This window comes from Massilia sp. Leaf139 (assembly GCF_001424165.1).
GTDB lineage: Bacteria > Pseudomonadota > Gammaproteobacteria > Burkholderiales > Burkholderiaceae_D > Telluria.
Genome location: NZ_LMOJ01000001.1, coordinates 614,657 through 633,169, shown reverse-complemented (window position 1 = coordinate 633,169; position 18,513 = coordinate 614,657). Strand labels below are relative to the sequence as shown.

General features: G+C 68.2%; 19 protein-coding genes. 10 read left to right on the top strand and 9 right to left on the bottom strand.

The window, feature by feature from the left end; all coding sequences use genetic code 11:
• Window positions 1-12 precede the first annotated feature (12 nt).
• Window positions 13-651 carry a CoA transferase subunit B gene (locus ASF77_RS02890; protein WP_056334105.1) on the bottom strand — a complete coding sequence of 213 codons (639 nt, stop codon included), beginning with the start codon at window positions 649-651 and terminating at the stop codon, window positions 13-15.
• The gene (locus ASF77_RS02885) at window positions 648-1,313 is read right to left on the bottom strand and encodes a 3-oxoacid CoA-transferase subunit A (protein WP_056334102.1); all 666 of its coding nucleotides are present in this window, start codon (window positions 1,311-1,313) and stop codon (window positions 648-650) included. The genes ASF77_RS02890 and ASF77_RS02885 overlap by 4 nt, the downstream gene beginning before the upstream one ends.
• Before the next feature lie 191 nt (window positions 1,314-1,504).
• On the opposite strand from ASF77_RS02885, the gene ASF77_RS02880 reads away from it, so the two are divergent.
• The gene (locus ASF77_RS02880) at window positions 1,505-2,365 is read left to right on the top strand and encodes an IclR family transcriptional regulator C-terminal domain-containing protein (RefSeq protein WP_056334101.1); all 861 of its coding nucleotides are present in this window, start codon (window positions 1,505-1,507) and stop codon (window positions 2,363-2,365) included.
• Between the two features lie 233 nt (window positions 2,366-2,598).
• Here the strand turns inward: ASF77_RS02880 and ASF77_RS02875 are convergent, their stop codons facing one another.
• Window positions 2,599-3,705 (bottom strand): porin, encoded by a 1,107-nt coding sequence (locus tag ASF77_RS02875; RefSeq protein WP_056334097.1) that lies wholly within the window; start codon window positions 3,703-3,705, stop codon window positions 2,599-2,601.
• A 220-nt stretch (window positions 3,706-3,925) separates the two neighbouring features.
• Here ASF77_RS02875 and ASF77_RS02870 point away from each other — a divergent pair, with 220 nt between their 5' ends.
• Window positions 3,926-5,098 carry an ABC transporter substrate-binding protein gene (locus tag ASF77_RS02870; protein WP_056334095.1) on the top strand — a complete coding sequence of 391 codons (1,173 nt, stop codon included), beginning with the start codon at window positions 3,926-3,928 and terminating at the stop codon, window positions 5,096-5,098.
• A 190-nt stretch (window positions 5,099-5,288) separates the two neighbouring features.
• Complete coding sequence (locus tag ASF77_RS24790) at window positions 5,289-5,522, top strand: DUF4142 domain-containing protein (protein WP_056334092.1); 234 nt, start codon at window positions 5,289-5,291, stop codon at window positions 5,520-5,522.
• A 146-nt stretch (window positions 5,523-5,668) separates the two neighbouring features.
• On the opposite strand, the gene ASF77_RS02860 is transcribed toward ASF77_RS24790, so the two are convergent.
• Genes ASF77_RS02860 through ASF77_RS02845 form a run of 4 tightly spaced genes read right to left on the bottom strand, consistent with a single transcriptional unit; the run spans window position 5,669 to window position 9,480 of the window.
• The gene (locus tag ASF77_RS02860; protein WP_056334089.1) at window positions 5,669-6,013 is read right to left on the bottom strand and encodes a hypothetical protein; all 345 of its coding nucleotides are present in this window, start codon (window positions 6,011-6,013) and stop codon (window positions 5,669-5,671) included.
• Window positions 6,014-6,020: 7 nt separating this feature from the next.
• Complete coding sequence (locus tag ASF77_RS02855) at window positions 6,021-6,920, bottom strand: alpha/beta fold hydrolase (protein ID WP_056334085.1); 900 nt, start codon at window positions 6,918-6,920, stop codon at window positions 6,021-6,023.
• A gap of 12 nt (window positions 6,921-6,932) precedes the next feature.
• Complete coding sequence (locus ASF77_RS02850) at window positions 6,933-8,150, bottom strand: PAS domain-containing sensor histidine kinase (protein ID WP_056334082.1); 1,218 nt, start codon at window positions 8,148-8,150, stop codon at window positions 6,933-6,935.
• Window positions 8,140-9,480 carry a sigma-54 dependent transcriptional regulator gene (locus tag ASF77_RS02845; protein ID WP_056334081.1) on the bottom strand — a complete coding sequence of 447 codons (1,341 nt, stop codon included), beginning with the start codon at window positions 9,478-9,480 and terminating at the stop codon, window positions 8,140-8,142. The genes ASF77_RS02850 and ASF77_RS02845 overlap by 11 nt, the downstream gene beginning before the upstream one ends.
• A 212-nt stretch (window positions 9,481-9,692) precedes the next feature.
• Here ASF77_RS02845 and ASF77_RS02840 point away from each other — a divergent pair, with 212 nt between their 5' ends.
• The 3 genes from ASF77_RS02840 to ASF77_RS02830 are packed head-to-tail and all read left to right on the top strand — an operon-like array spanning window position 9,693 to window position 14,105.
• Window positions 9,693-10,979, top strand: coding sequence for an efflux RND transporter periplasmic adaptor subunit (locus ASF77_RS02840; RefSeq protein ID WP_229445204.1), 1,287 nt, complete (start codon window positions 9,693-9,695; stop codon window positions 10,977-10,979).
• A gap of 25 nt (window positions 10,980-11,004) precedes the next feature.
• Window positions 11,005-11,685 carry an ABC transporter ATP-binding protein gene (locus ASF77_RS02835; protein WP_056334078.1) on the top strand — a complete coding sequence of 227 codons (681 nt, stop codon included), beginning with the start codon at window positions 11,005-11,007 and terminating at the stop codon, window positions 11,683-11,685.
• Window positions 11,682-14,105, top strand: a complete 2,424-nt coding sequence (locus tag ASF77_RS02830; protein WP_267875165.1) for an ABC transporter permease — start codon at window positions 11,682-11,684, stop codon at window positions 14,103-14,105. The genes ASF77_RS02835 and ASF77_RS02830 overlap by 4 nt, the downstream gene beginning before the upstream one ends.
• Window positions 14,106-14,146: 41 nt before the next feature.
• On the opposite strand, the gene ASF77_RS02825 is transcribed toward ASF77_RS02830, so the two are convergent.
• Window positions 14,147-14,956 carry an alpha/beta fold hydrolase gene (locus ASF77_RS02825; protein WP_056334074.1) on the bottom strand — a complete coding sequence of 270 codons (810 nt, stop codon included), beginning with the start codon at window positions 14,954-14,956 and terminating at the stop codon, window positions 14,147-14,149.
• A 126-nt stretch (window positions 14,957-15,082) separates the two neighbouring features.
• Here ASF77_RS02825 and ASF77_RS02820 point away from each other — a divergent pair, with 126 nt between their 5' ends.
• Genes ASF77_RS02820 through ASF77_RS02805 form a run of 4 tightly spaced genes read left to right on the top strand, consistent with a single transcriptional unit; the run spans window position 15,083 to window position 17,931 of the window.
• Window positions 15,083-15,460, top strand: coding sequence for a cupin (locus tag ASF77_RS02820; RefSeq protein WP_056334071.1), 378 nt, complete (start codon window positions 15,083-15,085; stop codon window positions 15,458-15,460).
• A 17-nt stretch (window positions 15,461-15,477) separates the two neighbouring features.
• Window positions 15,478-16,152 carry a cupin domain-containing protein gene (locus ASF77_RS02815; protein ID WP_056334068.1) on the top strand — a complete coding sequence of 225 codons (675 nt, stop codon included), beginning with the start codon at window positions 15,478-15,480 and terminating at the stop codon, window positions 16,150-16,152.
• Window positions 16,153-16,206: 54 nt separating this feature from the next.
• On the top strand, window positions 16,207-16,833 hold the full coding sequence (locus ASF77_RS02810; protein ID WP_056334064.1) for an FG-GAP repeat protein: 627 nt from the start codon (window positions 16,207-16,209) through the stop codon (window positions 16,831-16,833).
• Window positions 16,834-16,872: 39 nt separating this feature from the next.
• The gene (locus ASF77_RS02805; RefSeq protein ID WP_082493513.1) at window positions 16,873-17,931 is read left to right on the top strand and encodes a serine hydrolase; all 1,059 of its coding nucleotides are present in this window, start codon (window positions 16,873-16,875) and stop codon (window positions 17,929-17,931) included.
• A 16-nt stretch (window positions 17,932-17,947) separates the two neighbouring features.
• On the opposite strand, the gene ASF77_RS02800 is transcribed toward ASF77_RS02805, so the two are convergent.
• A complete protein-coding gene (locus ASF77_RS02800; protein ID WP_229445203.1) occupies window positions 17,948-18,367 on the bottom strand; it encodes a MarR family winged helix-turn-helix transcriptional regulator in 420 nt (139 codons plus the stop codon).
• Between the last annotated feature and the right edge of the window lie 146 nt (window positions 18,368-18,513).

Below are 18,513 nucleotides of genomic sequence, written 5' to 3'. Positions count from 1 at the left end.
GTTCCTCTCGAATCAAGGTGCCAGCAAAGGTGCCGACGTGACGGCTTGCAGCGCGTCGAAGCTGAGGCCCGGCGCCATCTCGACCACGCGCAGGCCTTCGGGGGTGACGTCGAGCACGGCGAGGTCGGTGAAGATGCGGTTGACGCAGGCGACGCCGGTGAGCGGATAGGTGCATTCGGGGACGATCTTGCTCTCCCCGGTCTTGGTCTGGTGATCCATCATCACGAAAACCTGCTTGGCGCCGATGGCCAGATCCATGGCGCCGCCGACGGCCGGAATCGCATCCGGCGCACCCGTGTGCCAGTTGGCGAGATCTCCCTTGGCCGAGACCTGGAAGGCGCCCAGCACGCAGATGTCGAGGTGGCCGCCGCGCATCATCGCGAAGGAGTCGGCGTGATGAAAATAAGAGCCGCCGGTGAGGACGGTCACCGGCTGCTTGCCGGCGTTGATCAGGTCTTCGTCCTCCTCGCCCTCGGCCGGCGCCGGGCCCATGCCGAGCAGGCCGTTTTCGGAGTGCAGGAAGACTTCGCGGTCGGCCGGCAGGAAGTTGGCGACCTTGGTCGGCAGGCCGATGCCGAGGTTGACATAGGCGCCTTCGAAGATATCCTGGGCGACACGTGCTGCGATCTGGTCACGGGTAAATTTGCTCATGCTGCCTCCTTCACCACGCGCTGCACGAAAATGCCCGGCGTGACGATGTTTTCCGGATCGAGTTCGCCCAGCGGCACGATCTCGGCGACCTGGGCGATGGCGACCTTGGCGGCCATCGCCATGATCGGGCCGAAGTTGCGCGCGGTCTTGCGGTACACGAGATTGCCCCAGCGGTCGCCCTTTAACGCCTTGATGAGGGCGTAGTCGGCGTGGATGGGGGATTCGAGCACGTAATGGCGGCCGTCGATCAGGCGCGTTTCCTTGCCCTCGGCCAGGAGGGTGCCGTAGCCGGTCGGGGTGAAGAAGCCGCCGATGCCGGCGCCGGCCGCGCGGATGCGTTCGGCCAGGTTGCCCTGCGGGGTCAGCTCGAGCTCGATTTCGCCGGCGCGATACAGGGCGTCGAAATGGTGCGAGTCGGTCTGGCGCGGGAAGGAGCAGATGATCTTGCGCACGCGCTTGGCGGCGAGCAAGGCGGCCAGGCCGGAGTCGCCGTTGCCGGCGTTGTTGTTGACGATGGTAAGTTCGCGGGCGCCCTGCTCGATGAGCGCATCGATCAGCTGGGACGGCATGCCGGCGTTGCCGAAGCCGCCGATCATGACGGTGGCGCCGTCGGGCACGTCGGCGACGGCCCGCTGCAGCGATTCGTAGGTTTTGTCGATCATGTCTCCACCTTGGTGTTTCACCTTGGCATGCGCCGGCATGGAAATCCGCCCGCGCACTTGAAATGTTGTTGCCGTTGTTCGATAATCGAACTAATGTTTGATTACCGACCAACCAAGTGTAGTAGCACGCTGGCCGAAAGGTCAAGAAAAAAGACCAATCAAGTCGTCCTCCGCTGCATTAAAATCGCGCCATGACAAAAACGACCCACGCAGCATCGGCTTCATTGCCGGATTCGAGTACCGACAAGCAAGAAGTTGACGAACGCGAACCGACGATCGCCGAACAGATCGACGCCCTGACCGACCCCAGCTTCATGACCTCGCTCGCGCGCGGCCTGGCGGTAGTGCAGGCCTTCAGCGATTCGCGCAAGCCCCAGACCATCGCCCAGATCAGCCAGAAAACCGGCATCCCGCGCGCCGCCGTGCGCCGCTGCCTGTACACGCTGCAGCAGCTCGGCTACGTGGACGCGGAACTGAACAATTTTTCGCTGCGCCCGAAGGTGCTGACGCTCGGCTATTCCTACCTGTCGTCGACGCCGCTGACCGTTTCCAGCCAGCCCTACCTGAACGCCATCAGCCAGCAGCTGGGCGAATCCTGCTCGCTGGCCGTATTCGAGGACGGCGAAGTGCTGTACGTGGCGCGTTCGGCGGCGTCGCGCGTGATGTCGGTGGCCCTGAACACCGGCAGCCGGCTGCCGGCCTACTGCACCTCGCTGGGCCGCGTGATGCTGGCCCACCTGGCGCCGGCCGAGCTCGACGCCTACTTCGCCAAAGCGCGGCTGAAAGCCATGACCGACAAGACCGTGACGAGCCAGAAGCGCCTGCGCGAAACCCTGCTGCAGGTGCGCCGGGACGGCTATGCGATCAACGACGAGGAACTGGAACTGGGCCTGCGCTCGATCGCCGTGCCGGTGCGCGGCGCCTCCGGCCAGGTGCTGGCCGCCCTCAACGTCGGCGCCCAGGCCGGCCGCGTCAGCGCCGAACGCATGCGCGCGGAGTTCTTGCCCGTGCTGCAGCGCGGGGCGCAGGAGTTGGCGGTGTTGTTGCCGTAGAGTCGGCGGGATTGATGACGGCTCCGATGTCGTGCTCGACGTTCGGGCTTCGCGTATCCCCACGCGGGCATGCCCGCCCTACGATGCACCACCGCCCGTAGCAAGTTCAAGGCACCGTCGCATTACGTAGGGTGGGCATGCCCACGCGATAAGCGGCGGCTCCGTTATCGTGCTCGACGATCTCGCCGCCGCATATCACCGCGTGGGCGGGAGACCCGCCCACCCTACATCGATCAGAAATGATGGCGGAGGCCTACCATGACGCCATTCTGCGCCAGCCCCGCCCCCACCGTTCCGCCCGCATCCAGCGCCACCGCCGACACGCCGTCGTTGTCCATCCGCCCGATCGCCGAATACACGAAGGTGCGCTTCGACAGCGCGTAGGTCACGCGCGCGACCAGCATGTCGACGTCGTTGTCGGAGTTCTTGGTGTCGCGGCGTGCGACCTGGGCGTCGACGACGAAGGGGCCGAACGGGTGGCTCACGCCGAAGTAGAACAGGTTCGATTCCGAGAAGCCCGTGGCCGGATTGGCGTTGGTCTCGCGTGCGATCACGCCGGCGCCGAGCTTCGTCGGGCCCAGCATCAGGTAACCGTTGACGGTGCGGCGCACGTCGGTGTTGATGCTGCTGGTCAGGCCGCCGGCGGCGCCGGTGTTGCCGCGCAGCTGATCCCAGGAGGCATTCAGGCCCCAGGCCTTGGTTTCGTAGCCGATCAGGCCGGTGATCTGGCGGCAGGCTTCCGAGTCGCCGCCCACTTCGCCGGCGCAGTTGGTGGCGGCCGGGCCGCCGGCGTTCGAGGCGTCGCGGCCGAAGCTGTAGGTCGCGCCGACGACGAAGCCGCCGAAGTTGCCCATGTAGCCGATGGCGTTATCGCTGCGCGCGTTCGGCAGGTAGGGATCGATGCTGCCGATGGCGAACAGGTGCGGGCCGAGCACGTCGGTCTTCAGGCCCGAGATGTAGGTCATGTTCTGCTGGCGGCCGAGCGTGAGCGTACCCCAGGCGCCTTTCAGGCCGACGTTGGCGTTGCGCCCGAAGATGCGGCCGCCCTGCTGGGCGGTGCCGGTGTCGAGCGCGAGGCCGTTTTCCAGCACGAAGAACGCCTGCAGGCCGTTGCCCAGATCCTCGGTGCCGCGGAAGCCGATGCGCGACGGGAAGGAGCTGGTGAGCGACGGTATCTTGGTGTTCGAGTCGCCCGCACTATTGACGTTCGTCAGGTGGGCGACACCGCTGTCGACGATACCGTAGATCTGAACCGAGGTCTGGGCAGAGGCCGAGGTCGTGACCGACGCGGCGGCCAGGCCGCACATCAGCGCGACGGCGCTGCGGATGGTGTTCTTCATGTTGTCTCCGGGGTTATAGCAAAGCATTAGCAAAGCATTTTATGGGAAGCGTGTGCGATTACCGAACAAGAGGTTGTTAATCGAACGCTATTTGGATACTATGGTTGTCACGGAAGCTTGTCAACAATATGATCACGACGGCCATGATGCAGTTGTGATAACGATACGGCGGCGCCAATGCCACCCAGGCTTACCGACATTCCAACCACAGGAGACAAGCATGAAGTTCACCACGATCGCCGCCGCCTTCGCCAGTACCGCCGTATTCGCCTTCGCGCCCGCTGCGCAAGCCCAGGACACCATCAAGGTCGGCGTGATCGCCGCCTTCTCCGGCCCCTTCGCCGACTACGGCAAGCAGATGCAGGGCGGCATCAAGGCCTGGATGGCCCAAAACGGCGACACGGTCGCCGGCAAGAAGATCCAGATCATCTACAAGGACACCACCGGCCCGGCGCCGGAAGTGGCCAAGCGCCTGGCGCAGGAACTGGTGGTGCGCGACAAGGTCGACTTCCTGGCCGGCTTCGGCCTCACGCCCGAAGCGCTGGCCGTCGCCCCGATCGCGCAGCAGGCGAAAAAGCCGATGATCATCATGAACGCGGCCACCTCGGTCATCACCACCAAGTCCGACTACATCGCGCGCTTCTCGATGACGCTGCCGCAGATCTCGGCGCCCATGGCTGACTGGGCCGACAAGAACGGCATCAAGTCGGTGGCGACCGTCGTGGCCGACTACGGCCCCGGCATCGACGCCGAAAAAGCCTTCAGCGACCGCTTCGTGAAGAACGGCGGCAAGATCGCGGAAAGCATCCGCGTCCCGCTGCGCAACCCCGAGTTCGCGCCTTTCATCCAGCGCATCAAGGACGCCAAGCCGGACGCCGTGTTCGTCTTCGTGCCGGCCGGCGAACAGTCGATCGCCTTCATGAAGGGCTACCGCGAGCGCGGCCTGCAGGCGGCCGGGATCAAGGTCATCGCCACCGGAGATTTGACCGACGACCACGTGCTGCCGGCCATGGGCGACAACACCCTGGGCGTGATCACCACCTTCCACTATTCAGCCGCGCACAAGTCGCCAGAGAACGACGCCTTCCTGAAAAGCTTCGCGTCCGCCAACCCGCAAGGCGGACGGCCGAACTTCATGGCGGTTGCCGCGTATGACGGCATGAACGCGATCTACCAGGTCAGCCAGAAGCTGAACGGCAAGATCGACGGCGACAAGGCGATGGCCGTCCTGAAAGGCATGAAGATCCAGAGCCCGCGCGGCCCGATCAGCATCGACCCGGCCACGCGCGACGTCGTGCAGACGGTCTATGTGCGCAAGGTCGAGAACGTCAACGGCCAGCCCTACAACGTCGAGTTCGACCAGTTCGCGAACCAGAAGGATCCGGGCAAGTAAAACACCGGATCGGCGTCACGCATCATCCGAAGGTGAGCATTCCATGCTCACCTTTTTTTTCTCGGCCCCTGCTGATTCGCGCTCGGAACGACGCTGCCATCCACGCCGGGCGCGCTCAGGCAGGCGGCATAGCGACGATGGTCACGGATCACACCGGCGTCAACAAGCGGGCCACGGCGCACGTGAAGAAATGCAGAACCTGAAACAGTGCGGCGCCGACAACCTGGCCGAGCTGAAAGGCATGAAGGGCAAGGACTTCGACAAGGCGTATATCGCCAACGAGGTGACCTATTACCAGGCCGTGCTCGACGCCCTCGACAAGACCCTTATCCCGAACGCCAAGGATGCCGAGCTCAAGGACACGCTGGTCAACAAAATGCCGTGGACTCGGGGAGTCCACCCTACGTACTGCAATGCACGATGACGGGGGTGCTGGTGGCCAAATGGGTGCAGCGGACATCCGTAGGGTGGACTCCCGAGTCCACGGCCTTACCGATGCGCACCGCCGCAGCTGCGCGTTGCGTTTCGACATGCGAGGGAAATGCCGTGGACTCGGGAGTCCACCCTACCTTAGCTCGGCGCGGCGTCCGCTTCGAGGGCCGCATACCATGCGGCGTAGGGCGTGTTGGCGGCCAGCTTGCGGTTGTAGTCGGGCGAGCCGTCGCTCCACCACACGGGGCCGCGCTCGCCCAGGCCGCGCTTGGCGGCGTCGACCTCGGCGCGGGCCTGGCGCTCGGCCTCCTTGTCGCCGGCCTTCAGCGCCAGGCCGACCTGGCGCCTTGCGCGCATGAGACGGTTCACCAGCTGCTGGCGCTCTTCCGGCGGCAGATCGGGATTGCTGCTGCGCCAGAGACGGCCCCGCACGACGAAATAGCGGCCGTCGGGCGTGTCGGGATACTTGGCGGGCGATGGCATCGCCCTGCTACACCGAAGACGCGGCCAGGAAAGGCAGCACCTGCGCCAACAAGGCGTCCGGCGCCTCCTCGGCGATGTAATGCCCGCAAGGCAGCGCGCCGCCGCGCACCTCATGGGCCACCGCGCGCCACTCCTTCAACGGGTCGAAGCAGCGCCCCACCACGCCCTGCTCGCCCCACAGCACCATCAGCGGCATGGCCAGGCGCAGGCCGGCGGCGCGGTCGGCGCGGTCGTGTTCCAGGTCGATGCCGGCGGCGGCGCGGTAATCTTCGCACAGGCCGTGGGCGGCGCCCGGCTGCGCCAGGCAGCGCTGATACTCGGCCAGCGCGCGCGGGTCGAACACCTTCAAACCGCCGCTGCGCCGGCCCATGACGTCGGTGACATAGGCGGCTGGATCGGCCTGAATGAGGCGCTCGGGCAGCGGCGCCGGCTGGATCAGGAAGAACCAGTGCCAGTAGGCGCGGGCAAAGGTCTCGCCGGTCTGCGCATACATGGCGAGCGTGGGCGCGATGTCGAGCAGCGCCATGCGCCGCACCGCCTGCGGATGATCCGCCGCCAGCCGGTGCGCGACGCGCGCGCCGCGGTCGTGGGCCAGCACGGCGAACTGCTCGAAGCCGAGGGCGCGCATGACGGCCAGCGCATCGCCCGCCATGGCGCGCTTGCTGTAGTTGGCATGGTCGGGGTCGCCCGCCGGCTTCGCCGAGTCGCCGTAGCCGCGCAGGTCGCAGGCCACCACCGTGAAGTGTTGCGCCAGCACCGGTGCGACGCGGTGCCAGATCGCGTGGGTTTGCGGGTGGCCGTGCAGAAGCAGCAGCGGCGCGCCGCTGCCGCCGACGATCGCGTTGATCTCGACGCCGGCAGTGACGGCGAAGCGCTCGTTGCGGAAGTTGGGGAACAGGGTCGTCATGGGGTTCCTTGGTCAGAAGCTGAGCACGAAGCGCGCGCCGCCGGTTACCGGCCGCACGTGGCGCACGGTGCCGCCGTTGTTGTGCACCAGCTGGCGCACCAGTGCCAGGCCGATGCCGCGTCCGCCCTTCTTGGTCGTAAAGAACGGCGTGAAGATATTCGCCAGCAGCGCCTCGGGCACGCCCGGGCCATTATCGCTGACATCGATGCGCAGGCGCGCGCCGCGCACCAGGCGCGCATGCACGGTCGCCTGCGGCGCCGCCATGCCGGCGGTGGCCTCCAGCGCATTCTTGAGCAGGTTGATCAGCGCTTGTTCGAGCTGGCCGGCATCGGCCACCAGCGCCAGCGAGCCCGGTTCGACCAGCACCCGCAGCTCGCCGCCGCGCTCGCGCCAGGCCGGGCCCACGAGCGTGGCCAGGCGCGCGAACAGTTGCGCGAGCTCGATCCGTTCCGGCGCCGGCGGCGCCATCCCGGACAGGCTGCGGTAGCTGCCGACGAAATCGGCGAGGCTGGCGGCGCGGCGCGCGATCGCGTCCAGCGCGGCCTGCAGATCCGCGCCGGCTTCATCGTCGATCCGCGGCTGGAGTTCAGCCAGCAGGCCCTGCGCCGTGGCCGAGAGCGAGGCCACCGGGGTGAGCGAATTCATGATCTCATGGGTGAGCACCTGCACCAGCTGGCGCCAGGCGTTCAGGGTTTCCGATTCGAGTTCGCTCTCCACCGGCAGCAGCGCCGCGATGCGCTGCGCGCGGCCTTCCAGCGTCAGCGCGGACACCGCCACCATGGCGCGCTCGGAGCCGCGTTCGGTGTCGAAGGCGATCAGCGCGCGTCCGCTGGCAGGCTGCGCTGCCAGCAGTGCGAACAATTGCGCGCGATCGGCCACGCGGCCGGGGGCGATCAGCTGGCGCGCGTTGGCGTTGAGCGGCGCTACCTCGCCTGGACTATTCGCCGGCGCCAGCACGAACAGCGCCACCGGCGCGTGTTCGAGCCGGGCTTCGAGCGCCAGCGCCTGGCCGGCCTGCGCGAGGGGCGGCAGCTGCGGCGCGGCCGTCTGCACGGGCGGCGCCGCCAGCCGCGCCAGCACGCGCCACAGCAGCCAGGCCGGTGCGACGGCCGCCAGGGCGCACAGGGTCAGCAGGCGCGGCGCGGCGCTTGCGGCGCCGGCCATTCCCGCCAGTATCACCAGCGCGAGCACGGCACCCAGCGCCGTCCAGCGCAGGCGGCTAGAGGCCATGCTTTTCCAGCTTGCGGTACAGGGCCGCGCGGCTCAGGCCGAGGCGGCGCGCGGCCTCGCTGATATTGCCCTTGGCCTGGGCCAGGGCGGCGGCGATCGCGCCGCGTTCGAGGTCGCCCAGGGTCTGGTCTTCAAGCGCCTGCGCGTTCGGCGGCGGCGTGACCGTGTCGGGCGTCCCCAGGCCGAAGTCGGCGAATTCGTAGGCGGCGCCCGCGGCCAGGATCACGGCGCGCTCGCAGGCATGGCGCAGGGCGCGCACGTTGCCGGGCCAGTGCCACTCGAGCAGCCGCGCCTGCGCCGCCGGCGCCAGGCTGCGCGCGGGGCGGCCATAGTGGCCTTCGTAATGCGCCAGGTAATGGCGCAGCAGGCCCGGAATATCGCCGCGCCGTACGCGCAGCGGGGGCACCCGGATCACGATGGTATTCAGGCGAAACAGCAAGTCCGGACGGAACACGGCCGGATCGAACAGGCTCGCTTCATCCAGATTGGTGGCGCTGACGATGCGCACGTCGACCGCCTGCGGCCGGTCGGCGCCGAGCGGCGTCACTTCGCGCCGCTCCAGCGCGGCCAGCAGCTTGGCCTGGTTCGGCAAGGGCATATTGCCGACTTCGTCGAGAAAGAGCGTGCCGCCGCGCGCGGCCTGGAAGCGGCCGTCGCGGTCGGTCTTGGCATCGGTGAAGGAACCGCGGCGGTGGCCGAACAGTTCGCTCTCGAAGGTCGCCTCCGGCAGCGCGCCCATGTCCACCGCCAGGAAGGCGGCGCCGGCGCGCCGGGAAGCGGCGTGGATGGCGCGCGCGACCAGCTCCTTGCCGACACCGTTCTCGCCCAGGATCAGCACGTTCGCCTCGGTCGGGGCGACGCCCGCGACCATGGCGCGCACGGCGCCCATCTCGGCCGACTCGCCTATCAGGGTCGACCCGGCCGCCGCCACCGGCGTGGCCGCGCGGCGCGCCAGGGCCGTGTCGACGGCCGCCAGCAGGCGCGCGTTGTCCCAGGGCTTGGTGATGAAGTCGCCGGCGCCGCGTTTCAGCGCTTCCACGGCGAGCGGCACGTCGGCGTAGGCGGTCAGTGCGATCACGGCGGGCGGCCGGGATTGACCCCGCAGCAGGTCGAGCACGGCCAGGCCTTCGGCGCCGTCGGTGCGTCCCGGCGTGAAGTTCAAGTCGAGCAGGACGACATCGAACGTGCTTTGCGCCAGCAGTGCGGGCAAGGCGGCCGGCTCGTGCAGCACGATGATCTCGCCATGGCGCCGGCGCAGCAGCATGCGCGCGGCAAAGGCGACGTCGGCGTCGTCGTCGAGGATCAGGATGCGGGCGGTGCTGGGCTGCATGTCGGTCTTTGCTGCATTGGAGTCGGGGCATTCTAGCAGCGAAGATGCGCTGGCGAAACGACAAGTTCGGCGCGCGCGGCCACCTGTCCGGAATCGGACAGGTGGCCTGTTCGGGAGTGAACAGATACGCCGCGAAAGGCCGCCGAAACGGCGAAAACGGCCATGGCACGGCACTTGCAATGACAGCGTCGTCACCACTCGAATCGCCTCCTATGTCCTTACACCTGAAGCACCAACCGGCCACCGGCGCCGCGATGGACACCATCGTGCCGCGCAAGCGCGGCCGCCGGATCGCGCTGGCTTGCGCCGCGCTCGCCCTGCTTGAGGCGGCCGCCGTCGCCGCCTGGCAGCAGGTTCCGCGCGGCCTGCGCGTCGCGCGCGCCGACCTCGCCATCGCCGCCGTCGAACACGGCATCTTCCGCGACGAACTGGTCGTGCGCGCCAGCGCCGAGCCGCTCGATTCGGTCATCCTCGATTCGGTCGAATCGGGCCGCATCGAGGAAGTCTTCGTGCGCGACGGCGAGCAGGTGACCAAGGGACAGCTCCTGTTCCGCATCGCCAATCCGCAGCGCAACCTGGAACTGCTGGCGCGCCAGGCGGAACAGGCGCAGCAACTGTACAACCTGTCGAACCTGCGCCTGGCGCAGGAATCCGACCTCAGCACGCGCCAGCGCCGCCGCGACGAACTGGCCTTCCAATTGGAGCAGGCGCGCAAACGCCACGCCCGCAACGAACGGCTGGCGGCGCAGGGCTTCATCTCGCAGGTGGCGCTGGAAGAATCGCGCGACGCGCTCGACAAGGAGCAGCGCGCGCTCGAACTCGAGCAGCGCAGCGCCGCGCGCGACGCCGGGGTGCGGGTGCCGGCCCTGACCCAGCTGGAACGCGCGATCGCCGGACTCGATACCGGCCTGCAGCTGGTGCAGGGCACGGTCGACGCGCTGGTGGTGCGCGCGCCGGTGGCGGGCCGCCTCACCGATTTCCGCATGCAGGTCGGGCAATCGATCACGACCGGCAGAAACGTCGGCCGCATCGACGATCCGGCGCGCTTCAAGCTGGCCGCCCGCATCGACGAGTTCTACCTGAACCGCGTAGCAAACGGGCGTCCCGGATCGGTCGAGCACGAGGGCCGCCGCCATCCCGTGAAAATCGCCAGCGTCTACCCGCAGATCAAGGACGGCCGCTTCCTGGCCGAACTGCTGTTCACGGACGGGCAGCCGCCTGGCCTGCGTCCCGGCCAGAGCCTCGATGCCCAGCTCACCCTGGGCGAACCGGCACGCGCCCTGCTGCTGCCCGCCGGCGCATTTGTGAACGACAGCGGCGGCGCCTGGGCCTTCGTGCTCGGGCCCGGCGGCGACACGGCCATCCGGCGCCCGATCCGCCTCGGGCGGCGCAGCAATGCCCAGGTCGAAGTGCTGGACGGGCTGCGGGCAGGCGAACGCGTCGTCGTGTCCAGCTACGCGGCCTACGGCAACTCGACCACGCTCAGCATTTCGCAGTAATCTCTCACACCACTCAAGGAAGCACATGCTCAAACTCTCAGGCGTCAGCAAGACCCACGTGGCGGGCGAAGTCCACACCACGGCCCTCGACCGCATCGACCTCGACATCGAGGCGGGCGAATACGTGGCCATCACCGGCCCTTCGGGCTGCGGCAAGTCCACCCTGCTCGGCCTCCTCGGCCTGCTGGATGTGCCGAGCAGCGGCGACTACTGGTTCGAGGGCGAGAACGTCGCAGGCTGGAGCGAAGCACGCCTGAATGCGCTGCGGCGCGGCCGCATCGGCTTCATCTTCCAGAGTTTCAACCTGATCGACGAACTGAACGTGTTCGAGAACGTCGAACTGGCGCTGGAGTACACCGGCATGAAGGCGGCCGAGCGGCGCGAGCGGGTCGGCGCCATGCTGGAGAAACTGGGCGTGGCGCACCGCGCGCGCCACAAACCCTCGCAGCTCTCGGGCGGCCAGCAGCAGCGCGTCGCGATCGCGCGCGCCCTGGTCGCCGGCCCCGCCCTGCTGCTGGCCGACGAACCGACCGGGAATCTCGACACCGCCCACGGCGACGAAGTGATGCGCATGCTGCGCACGATTAACCTCGAGGGCACGACGGTGGTGATGGTGACCCACTCGCCCGCGCATGCGGCGCAGGCCTCGCGCACCCTGAACCTGCTCGATGGCCGCATCGTCGTCGACGCGCTGAGGGCCGCATGATGGGCGCGCCGAACTTCACGCGCGACTTTCGCATCGGCTGGCGCCAGCTGCTGCAGGAACCGGGCTACTCGGCCGTCACCGTGCTGGGCCTGGCGGTGGCCGCCGCAGCCTGCTTCCTGCTGCTCGGCTTCGTCGCCTACTGCCTGAACTACAACAGCCACGTGCCCGACGGCGAGCGCGTCCACGTGGTCAAGCAGCGCATCAACTTCTTCCCGCGCCCGGACTGGAACACGCGCGCCACCGCGGTGCTGCGCGACGTCGCCATCAAAAGCGGGATGGTGGAGCAGGCTGCTATCGCCGACCCCATGCTGCAATCGGTGCGCGTGGGCGAGCACCTGCACGAGGCGCGCCTGTACGCGGCCGACCCGGCGCTCGCTTCCATCTTCGGCATCAAGGCGCTGGCGGGCGACCTGGGGGCGGCCCTGACGCGCCCCGACGGCCTGGCCCTCACCCGCGAGACCGCCCTGCGCTTGTTCGGCACGACCGACGCGCTGGGCAAGACGGCCAGCATCGCCGGCGAGGCGCTGCAGGTGCTGGCCGTGATCCCGGATCTGCCGGCGAACGTCACGCACCGCTGGGAAGCGCTGACCGGTGCGCTCAGCCGCGCGCGTCCGCTGGAAAAGCGCAGCCTGCACCCGGGAGAACAGGAGCGCGGCCACGTCTTCCTCAAACTCCGTCCCGGTGCCGATGTGGCCCGTCTGACAGTGCTGCTGCAGGACGCCGTGGAAGCCCTGCCGATGAACCAGCGCTTTCGCGCCGGGCCGATGGGCAAAACCCTGACCGGCAACGGCGTCGACGTCCGCCTGGTGTCGATGCGGGACGCCTATTTCGACGCCGATCTCGCCAGCGGCCGCGACGCGCGCAATTACGGCCAGCGGGGCACCACGCTGGCGCTGGCCGGGGTGGCCCTGCTGATCCTGGCGCTGGCCATGACCAACTGGATCAACCTGGCCACCGTGCGCACGCTCAAGCGCCAGCGCGAGATCGGCATGCGCAAGGTGCTGGGCGCGAGCGCGGGCCGCGTGGCCGGCCAGTTCCTGTTCGAATCCGTGCTGGTGGCCCTGATCGCCACCGGCCTCGGAATCGTGCTGGCCTGGCTGCTGCTGCCGGTCTTCGCCGACCTGGTGCTGCGCACGCTGGACGGCTTCTTCAGCCCGGCGCGGCTGGCGCTGGCGCTGCTGCTGGCCGTCTCGGCGGGCCTGGCGGCCGGCCTGTATCCGGCCTGGACGGCGCTGCAGGTGCGCGCCTCCACCGTGCTGGCGGGCCGCGACAGCAGCAGCGAGACGGCCTCCAACCTGTGGCTGCGGCGCGCCCTCACCGTGCTGCAGTTCGCCACCGCGATGGCGCTGGCCGGCATCACCGTGGCTGTCGGCTGGCAAACCTGGTACGCGACCAATGCCGACCCCGGCTTCGATCCGTCCGGCCTGACCCTGCTGCACATGCCGGTCGCCACCGACGAGCAGGTCAGCGGCTTCGTGAAGGCGGTGGCGCGGGTGCCTGGCATCGAGGGCTCGGCCGTGTCGGCCGAAGCGATCGGGCGCGATGCGAACAAGATCATCGTCGGCTACAACCTAAGGAAGGGAGGCGAGATGCGCATCGAGATGAAGCGCGTGTCGCCCGAGTTCTTCGACCTGTACCGCATCCGCCCGGTCGCCGGCCGCCTGTTCAGCGCGGGCCGCGACGACGCCAAGTCGACGGTGGCCGTGCTGAACCTGGCCGCCGCCCAGGCCCTCGGCTACGCCACGGCGCAGGATGCCATCGGCAAGATGCCCTTCGCCGGAGAAGCGGACAACGCCGACCAGGTGCGCATCGTCGGCATCGCACCCGAAGTGCGCCACCAGTCGATGCGCGACCAGGCCGGCGCGCTCATCTATGTGCTGACCGATTCCGACAGCGTCGTCACGGTACGCACCGCATTCGACCAGGAGGCGCTGGCGCAGGCGATCGGCCCGGTCTGGCGCCAGTACTTCCCGAACGGGATCATGATGATGCAGAGCGCGGCCAGCATCTTCGGTGAGAGCTACCGCCACGACCTGCGCATGGTGAAGATCCTGGGCGCGGCCAGCCTGGTGGCGCTGGCGCTGGCCGCCTTCGGCATCTATGTGCTGTCGGCCTACACGGTGCAGCGCAGCCGGCGCGAGATCGTGATCCGCAAGCTCTACGGCGCCAGCAACGGCGCCATCGCGCGCCGCCTGGGCCGCGAATTCGGGCTGACGGTGGCGGTGGCGGGCCTGATCGGGCTGCCGGTGGCGGCGCTGGCGATCCGCTACTACCTGGCCGGCTTCGCCGAACATGCGCCTTTCGGCCAGTGGCCGCTGGCGGCGGCGGTGGCGCTGGCCGTGCTGGCGGCTCTGGGGGCGACCGCGCGGCATACGGCGGCGGCCATCCGGATGAATCCGGCGCAGGCGCTGCGCACCTGATCCGGCGCCGGGCCCTGCCGGCGGGCCGCGCGGCGTGCGCGCTAGGGGACGGTGCGAAGAAAGTCGCGCACCAGATCCACCACCCGATCCGGCTGCTCGCGATGCGGCAGGTGGTGAAGATCGCGCAGGATCTCGACCCTGACCGCGGCGCCGCACCACTCGCCGATCAGGGCCGGATGGCGGGTCGAGCCGTATTCGTCCTCGCCGCCATGGATGGCCAGGGTCGGCGCCGCGACCCGGGGCAGCACCTCGCGCAGCGTCCATGCGGAGAAGCGCTCCGACAGCCAGGTGCCCGTCCATGCCTCCAGCACCCAGCGCGCCTTGTCGCCGTGGTATTTTTCGAGCCGGCCGAACTGCTCGCCATCGGCGAACTGCAGCTTGGCGGCGCGGACGCCGGCCAGGGTCGTCTGCTCGGCGAAGACCTGCGCCGACTCGGTGACGAGCGCCGCGCAATCGTCCTGGTAACGCGCGGCGCAGTGGATGGCCATGGCGCCGCCGACGCTGTGGCCGAAGACGACGAAGCGGCGAATGCCGAGCTGTTCGCGCAGGGCCGCGAAGCCGGTTGCGGCCTCGTCGCCGATGAAGGACGGCGTCAGCACGTCTGCGCGCGCATCGGATTTTCCGAAACCCAGGCGGTCGTAGGCAATGACGGTGCGGCCCGTGCCAGCCGCCAGGCGCGCGGGAAAGTCGCGCCAGAGGTCGACGCTGCCGAGCGAATCGTGGAGCAGGACGATGGGCGCGAGATCGGGCGCCGCTGCGCGGTTCGTCCAGGTGCGCACGAACATCCGCGCATGCGCATGCATGACCCAGCGATCGGCGGCGGCGACGTGTGAATGGGATGGGGGCGCCATGAAAAGATCCCTGCACTTGAAAAGGGTAACGGCTCGTCAGGATAGCAGAAGCCGGCACCGATTCTTGCTGAAGCGCGGATGCCTTGGTGATAGGATGATTCGACCGTTACCCGATCACGAACCGCCATGTCCCTGAACCCCCAACACACCTATGTGCACCTCGCCGAAGACGGCGCGGCGCGGGAGCTGCCGGGCACAGCCTTCTGGCAGCTGCCCGAGGCGGAAGCCGCGCGCTACGGCCAGGGCTGGCTGGTCAGCGAGTTCGCCTTCACCGAGGACTGGCCGAGCTGGGAAATGCACCCCGAGGGCGACGAGTTCGTCTACCTGCTCTCGGGCGCCGTCGACCTGCTGCTGGAACAGACCGGCGGCATTGTCACGATCGCCTTGAACGGCAGCGGCGCTGCCGTGGTGCCGCGCGGCGTCTGGCATACGGCGAAGGTACATGCGCCCAGCCGCATGCTGCATGTGACGCGCGGCGCCGGGACGCGCAACCGGCCGGTCTGAGGTGCTGGAGACCTCCCATGCGCATCAATGCCGATTTCTCGCAGCCCGTCATCGTCACGCCGCGCCAGCACGCGTGGCTGGCTTCGCCGCAGGCCGGCGTCGAGCGCGTCATGCTGGACCGGATCGGCGCGGAACAGGCGCGCGCGACCAGCCTGGTGCGCTATGCCCCGCAGTCCTTCTTCCCCGTCCACACGCACCCGGCCGGCGAGGAAATCCTGGTACTGGAAGGGACGTTTTCGGACGAGGACGGCGACTACCCGGCCGGCTGGTACCTGCGCAATCCGCCCGATTCCGCCCACCAGCCATTCAGCCGCGAAGGCGCCCTCATCTTCGTCAAGCTGCGCCAGATGGCCGCAAGCGACAGCGCGTGCGTGCGCATCGACACCCGCGATCCGGCGGCCTGGCAGGCACGCGGCGACCGCGTCGTCTGCCCGCTGTTCGCCTCCGCCGACGAGCAGGTGGCGCTGCAACGCCTGGCGCCGCATTGCCCGCTGCTGCCAGAGGCCGTGGAAGGCGCCGAGCTGCTCTTGCTTCATGGCGAACTGGCGTTCGGTGGACAGCGCCACGCGTGCGGCACCTGGATACGCCTGCCTGCCGGCGCATATCCGGGGCTGGCCGCCGGCCCGCGGGGCGCGACCGTCTACCTGAAAATCAGCCGCCATCCTGCGGCATCGCACGAAGACCTGGCATGAATGTGGGCCGGCGCCGCTGCATAATGGACAAGCCTCGACGACCTGGAGAATGCCTTGCTGTGGACGAAATACACGCTCGCGCTGCTGTGCTGCGCTTCCCTGCCCGCCTGGGCGGCCGATCCCTGGTGCAGCGCGCGGGGGAAGCCCGCACTCACGTTCGAATGGGTGCCGAAAGATCAGGCCGACCCGAAACTCGGCAGCGTGCGCATCAAGGATGTCTCCGGCAAGACCGTCCAGGTGATCGACGAGATGGAGAACTATTACGGCGACAGCGAATCCGACAGCGAATCCTTCGACACCCGCACGGATTTCAATAACGACGGCTGTCCGGATCTGGTCGTCACCGGCAGCATCGCCGGCATCGGCAACGAAAGCCAGGTGGTGTTCCTGTACGAGCGCCGGACGCGGCGCTTCGCAGCGAATGAGGCCTTGTCGAACATCGGCGGGCTGGAGCTCGACCCGAAGGACAGGAATTGCGTGGGCGGCTCCTGGAAAAGCGGCGCCGACAGCGTCTATACCTCGCGGCATTGCTGGAAGAATGGCAAGCTCGTCATGACAAACGAGTACAGGATGTCGCCACGCCTCTCTCCCGCAGGCGAGTTCGCCTGTTACGAGCACGTCGAGACGGAGTATCGGGACGGCAGGAAGCGCACGAAGACCAGCTGTACGAAGACCTACTGAGCCGATGCACTCGCGTCAAATTTTCCCCGTCCGATCACGATGCATATAACACGCCGAAACCTCCTCGCCGCGACTACCCTTGCGCCCTTCATCTCGTCCTGCGCCGTCACGCCGCCGCACTCCCGCGCGGACACCGTCGACGCGCTCGCCGGTACACTCGGCATCGACGCGGCCTATGCCACCCTCTCCGCGGCGGAGGCCGCGTCCCCGGTCGCCGTGTCGCCCCGGTCGAGCATGCATCCCGTCCACCCGGATTCATTGTTCCAGGCGGCCTCGCTGACCAAACCCCTTGTCGCGTTCGTCGCCCTGACCCTCGCGCGGGCAGGCAAACTCGATCTGCACGCGCCCGTTTCGCAGTATCTCCCTGATGGGTACCGACATCGTCAACATCCGATCGCACGTGACGCGGACGTCGACCTGGTGGAAGCGGACACCTTGGCCCGCATTCCGGTGGCAAGCCTGCTCAACCATACGTCGGGCTTGCCGAACTGGACGAGCAGTGCACTGCGGCCCGAGTCCGCAGCCGGCGAGAAATGGCGCTACTCGGGCGAGGCCTATGTCCTGCTGCAGGCGGTCATCGGCGCGGTCACCGGGCTCGATACGCAGGCGTGCCTGCAGCGCTATGCGTTCGACCCGCTGGGGATGCGTCACTCGCGGATGTGTTTGACGGACGAGGTGCGCGGGCGGCTGGCAGTCGGCGCGTCACTGCTCCCCTGGGATCGCCCGCTCGACTTCGTCGAGCCGAATGCGGCCGCGTCGCTGTACACGAGCGCCGGGGATTATGCAAAGCTGGTGGCGCACTGGCTGCGCGACGACGCCTTGCTGGCGCTGACCTTGTCGCAGCCCGTGCCGGTCGACCCGGGCCTGGGCCTGTCGTGGGGCTACGGCTGGGGCGTCGAACAGGCCGCCGGCGGCCCCTACCTCTGGCACTGGGGGAACAACCCCGGTTACCGCGCCTTCGTCATGGTGTCGGCTTCCTCCGGAAACGGCTTCGTCCTGTTCACCAGCGATGCGCGCGGCCTGGCCTTGGCGCAGCCGCTGGCGCGCTCGACGATCCCGGCCGAGCACCGCGTGTTCGACTTTCACATGCTGGCTTGAGCTAGCGGCGGGCGCTTCAGATCCCCTGCACGCTCAAGGCCCGTACCGCCCCCCGCAACTGCCCCAGCAGCGCCACCCTGCCCGCCTCGTCCAGCTCCGGAAACATGGTGCGCTCGACCTCGGCCACGCGCGCGTCGCATTCGGCCAGCACGGCTTCGCCGGCATCCGTCAGGCTGATCTGGATGATGCGGCCGTGCGCCGGGTCGGGCGTGCGCGCGATCCACTCCTTCGCTTCCATCTGCTTGACCATCTCATTGGCCGACTGCGGCGAGACCATCGTGCGCGTGGCGAGCTGGGCGTTGGAGAGCGAGCCGTGGGCGCGGAAGACGGACAGGGCCGTGTACTGCGGCACCGTCAGGCCGGCCGGGGCCAGGCTGTCGCGCAGGCGCGTCTTCAGTACATGGTCGAGGCGGCCGACCAGGTAGGCCAGGCCCATCGGCTTATGCGCCGAGGATGAAGCTGTGTTCGCTGTCGAAAGTTTTTTTGAAGTCGTCATAAAAAAGTGCTTGTCAGGCCAATCGGTTCAGGCATAGTATAAGCCACATATCAGGCAGCCTGATAAGCATTCGATAATTAAGCTTA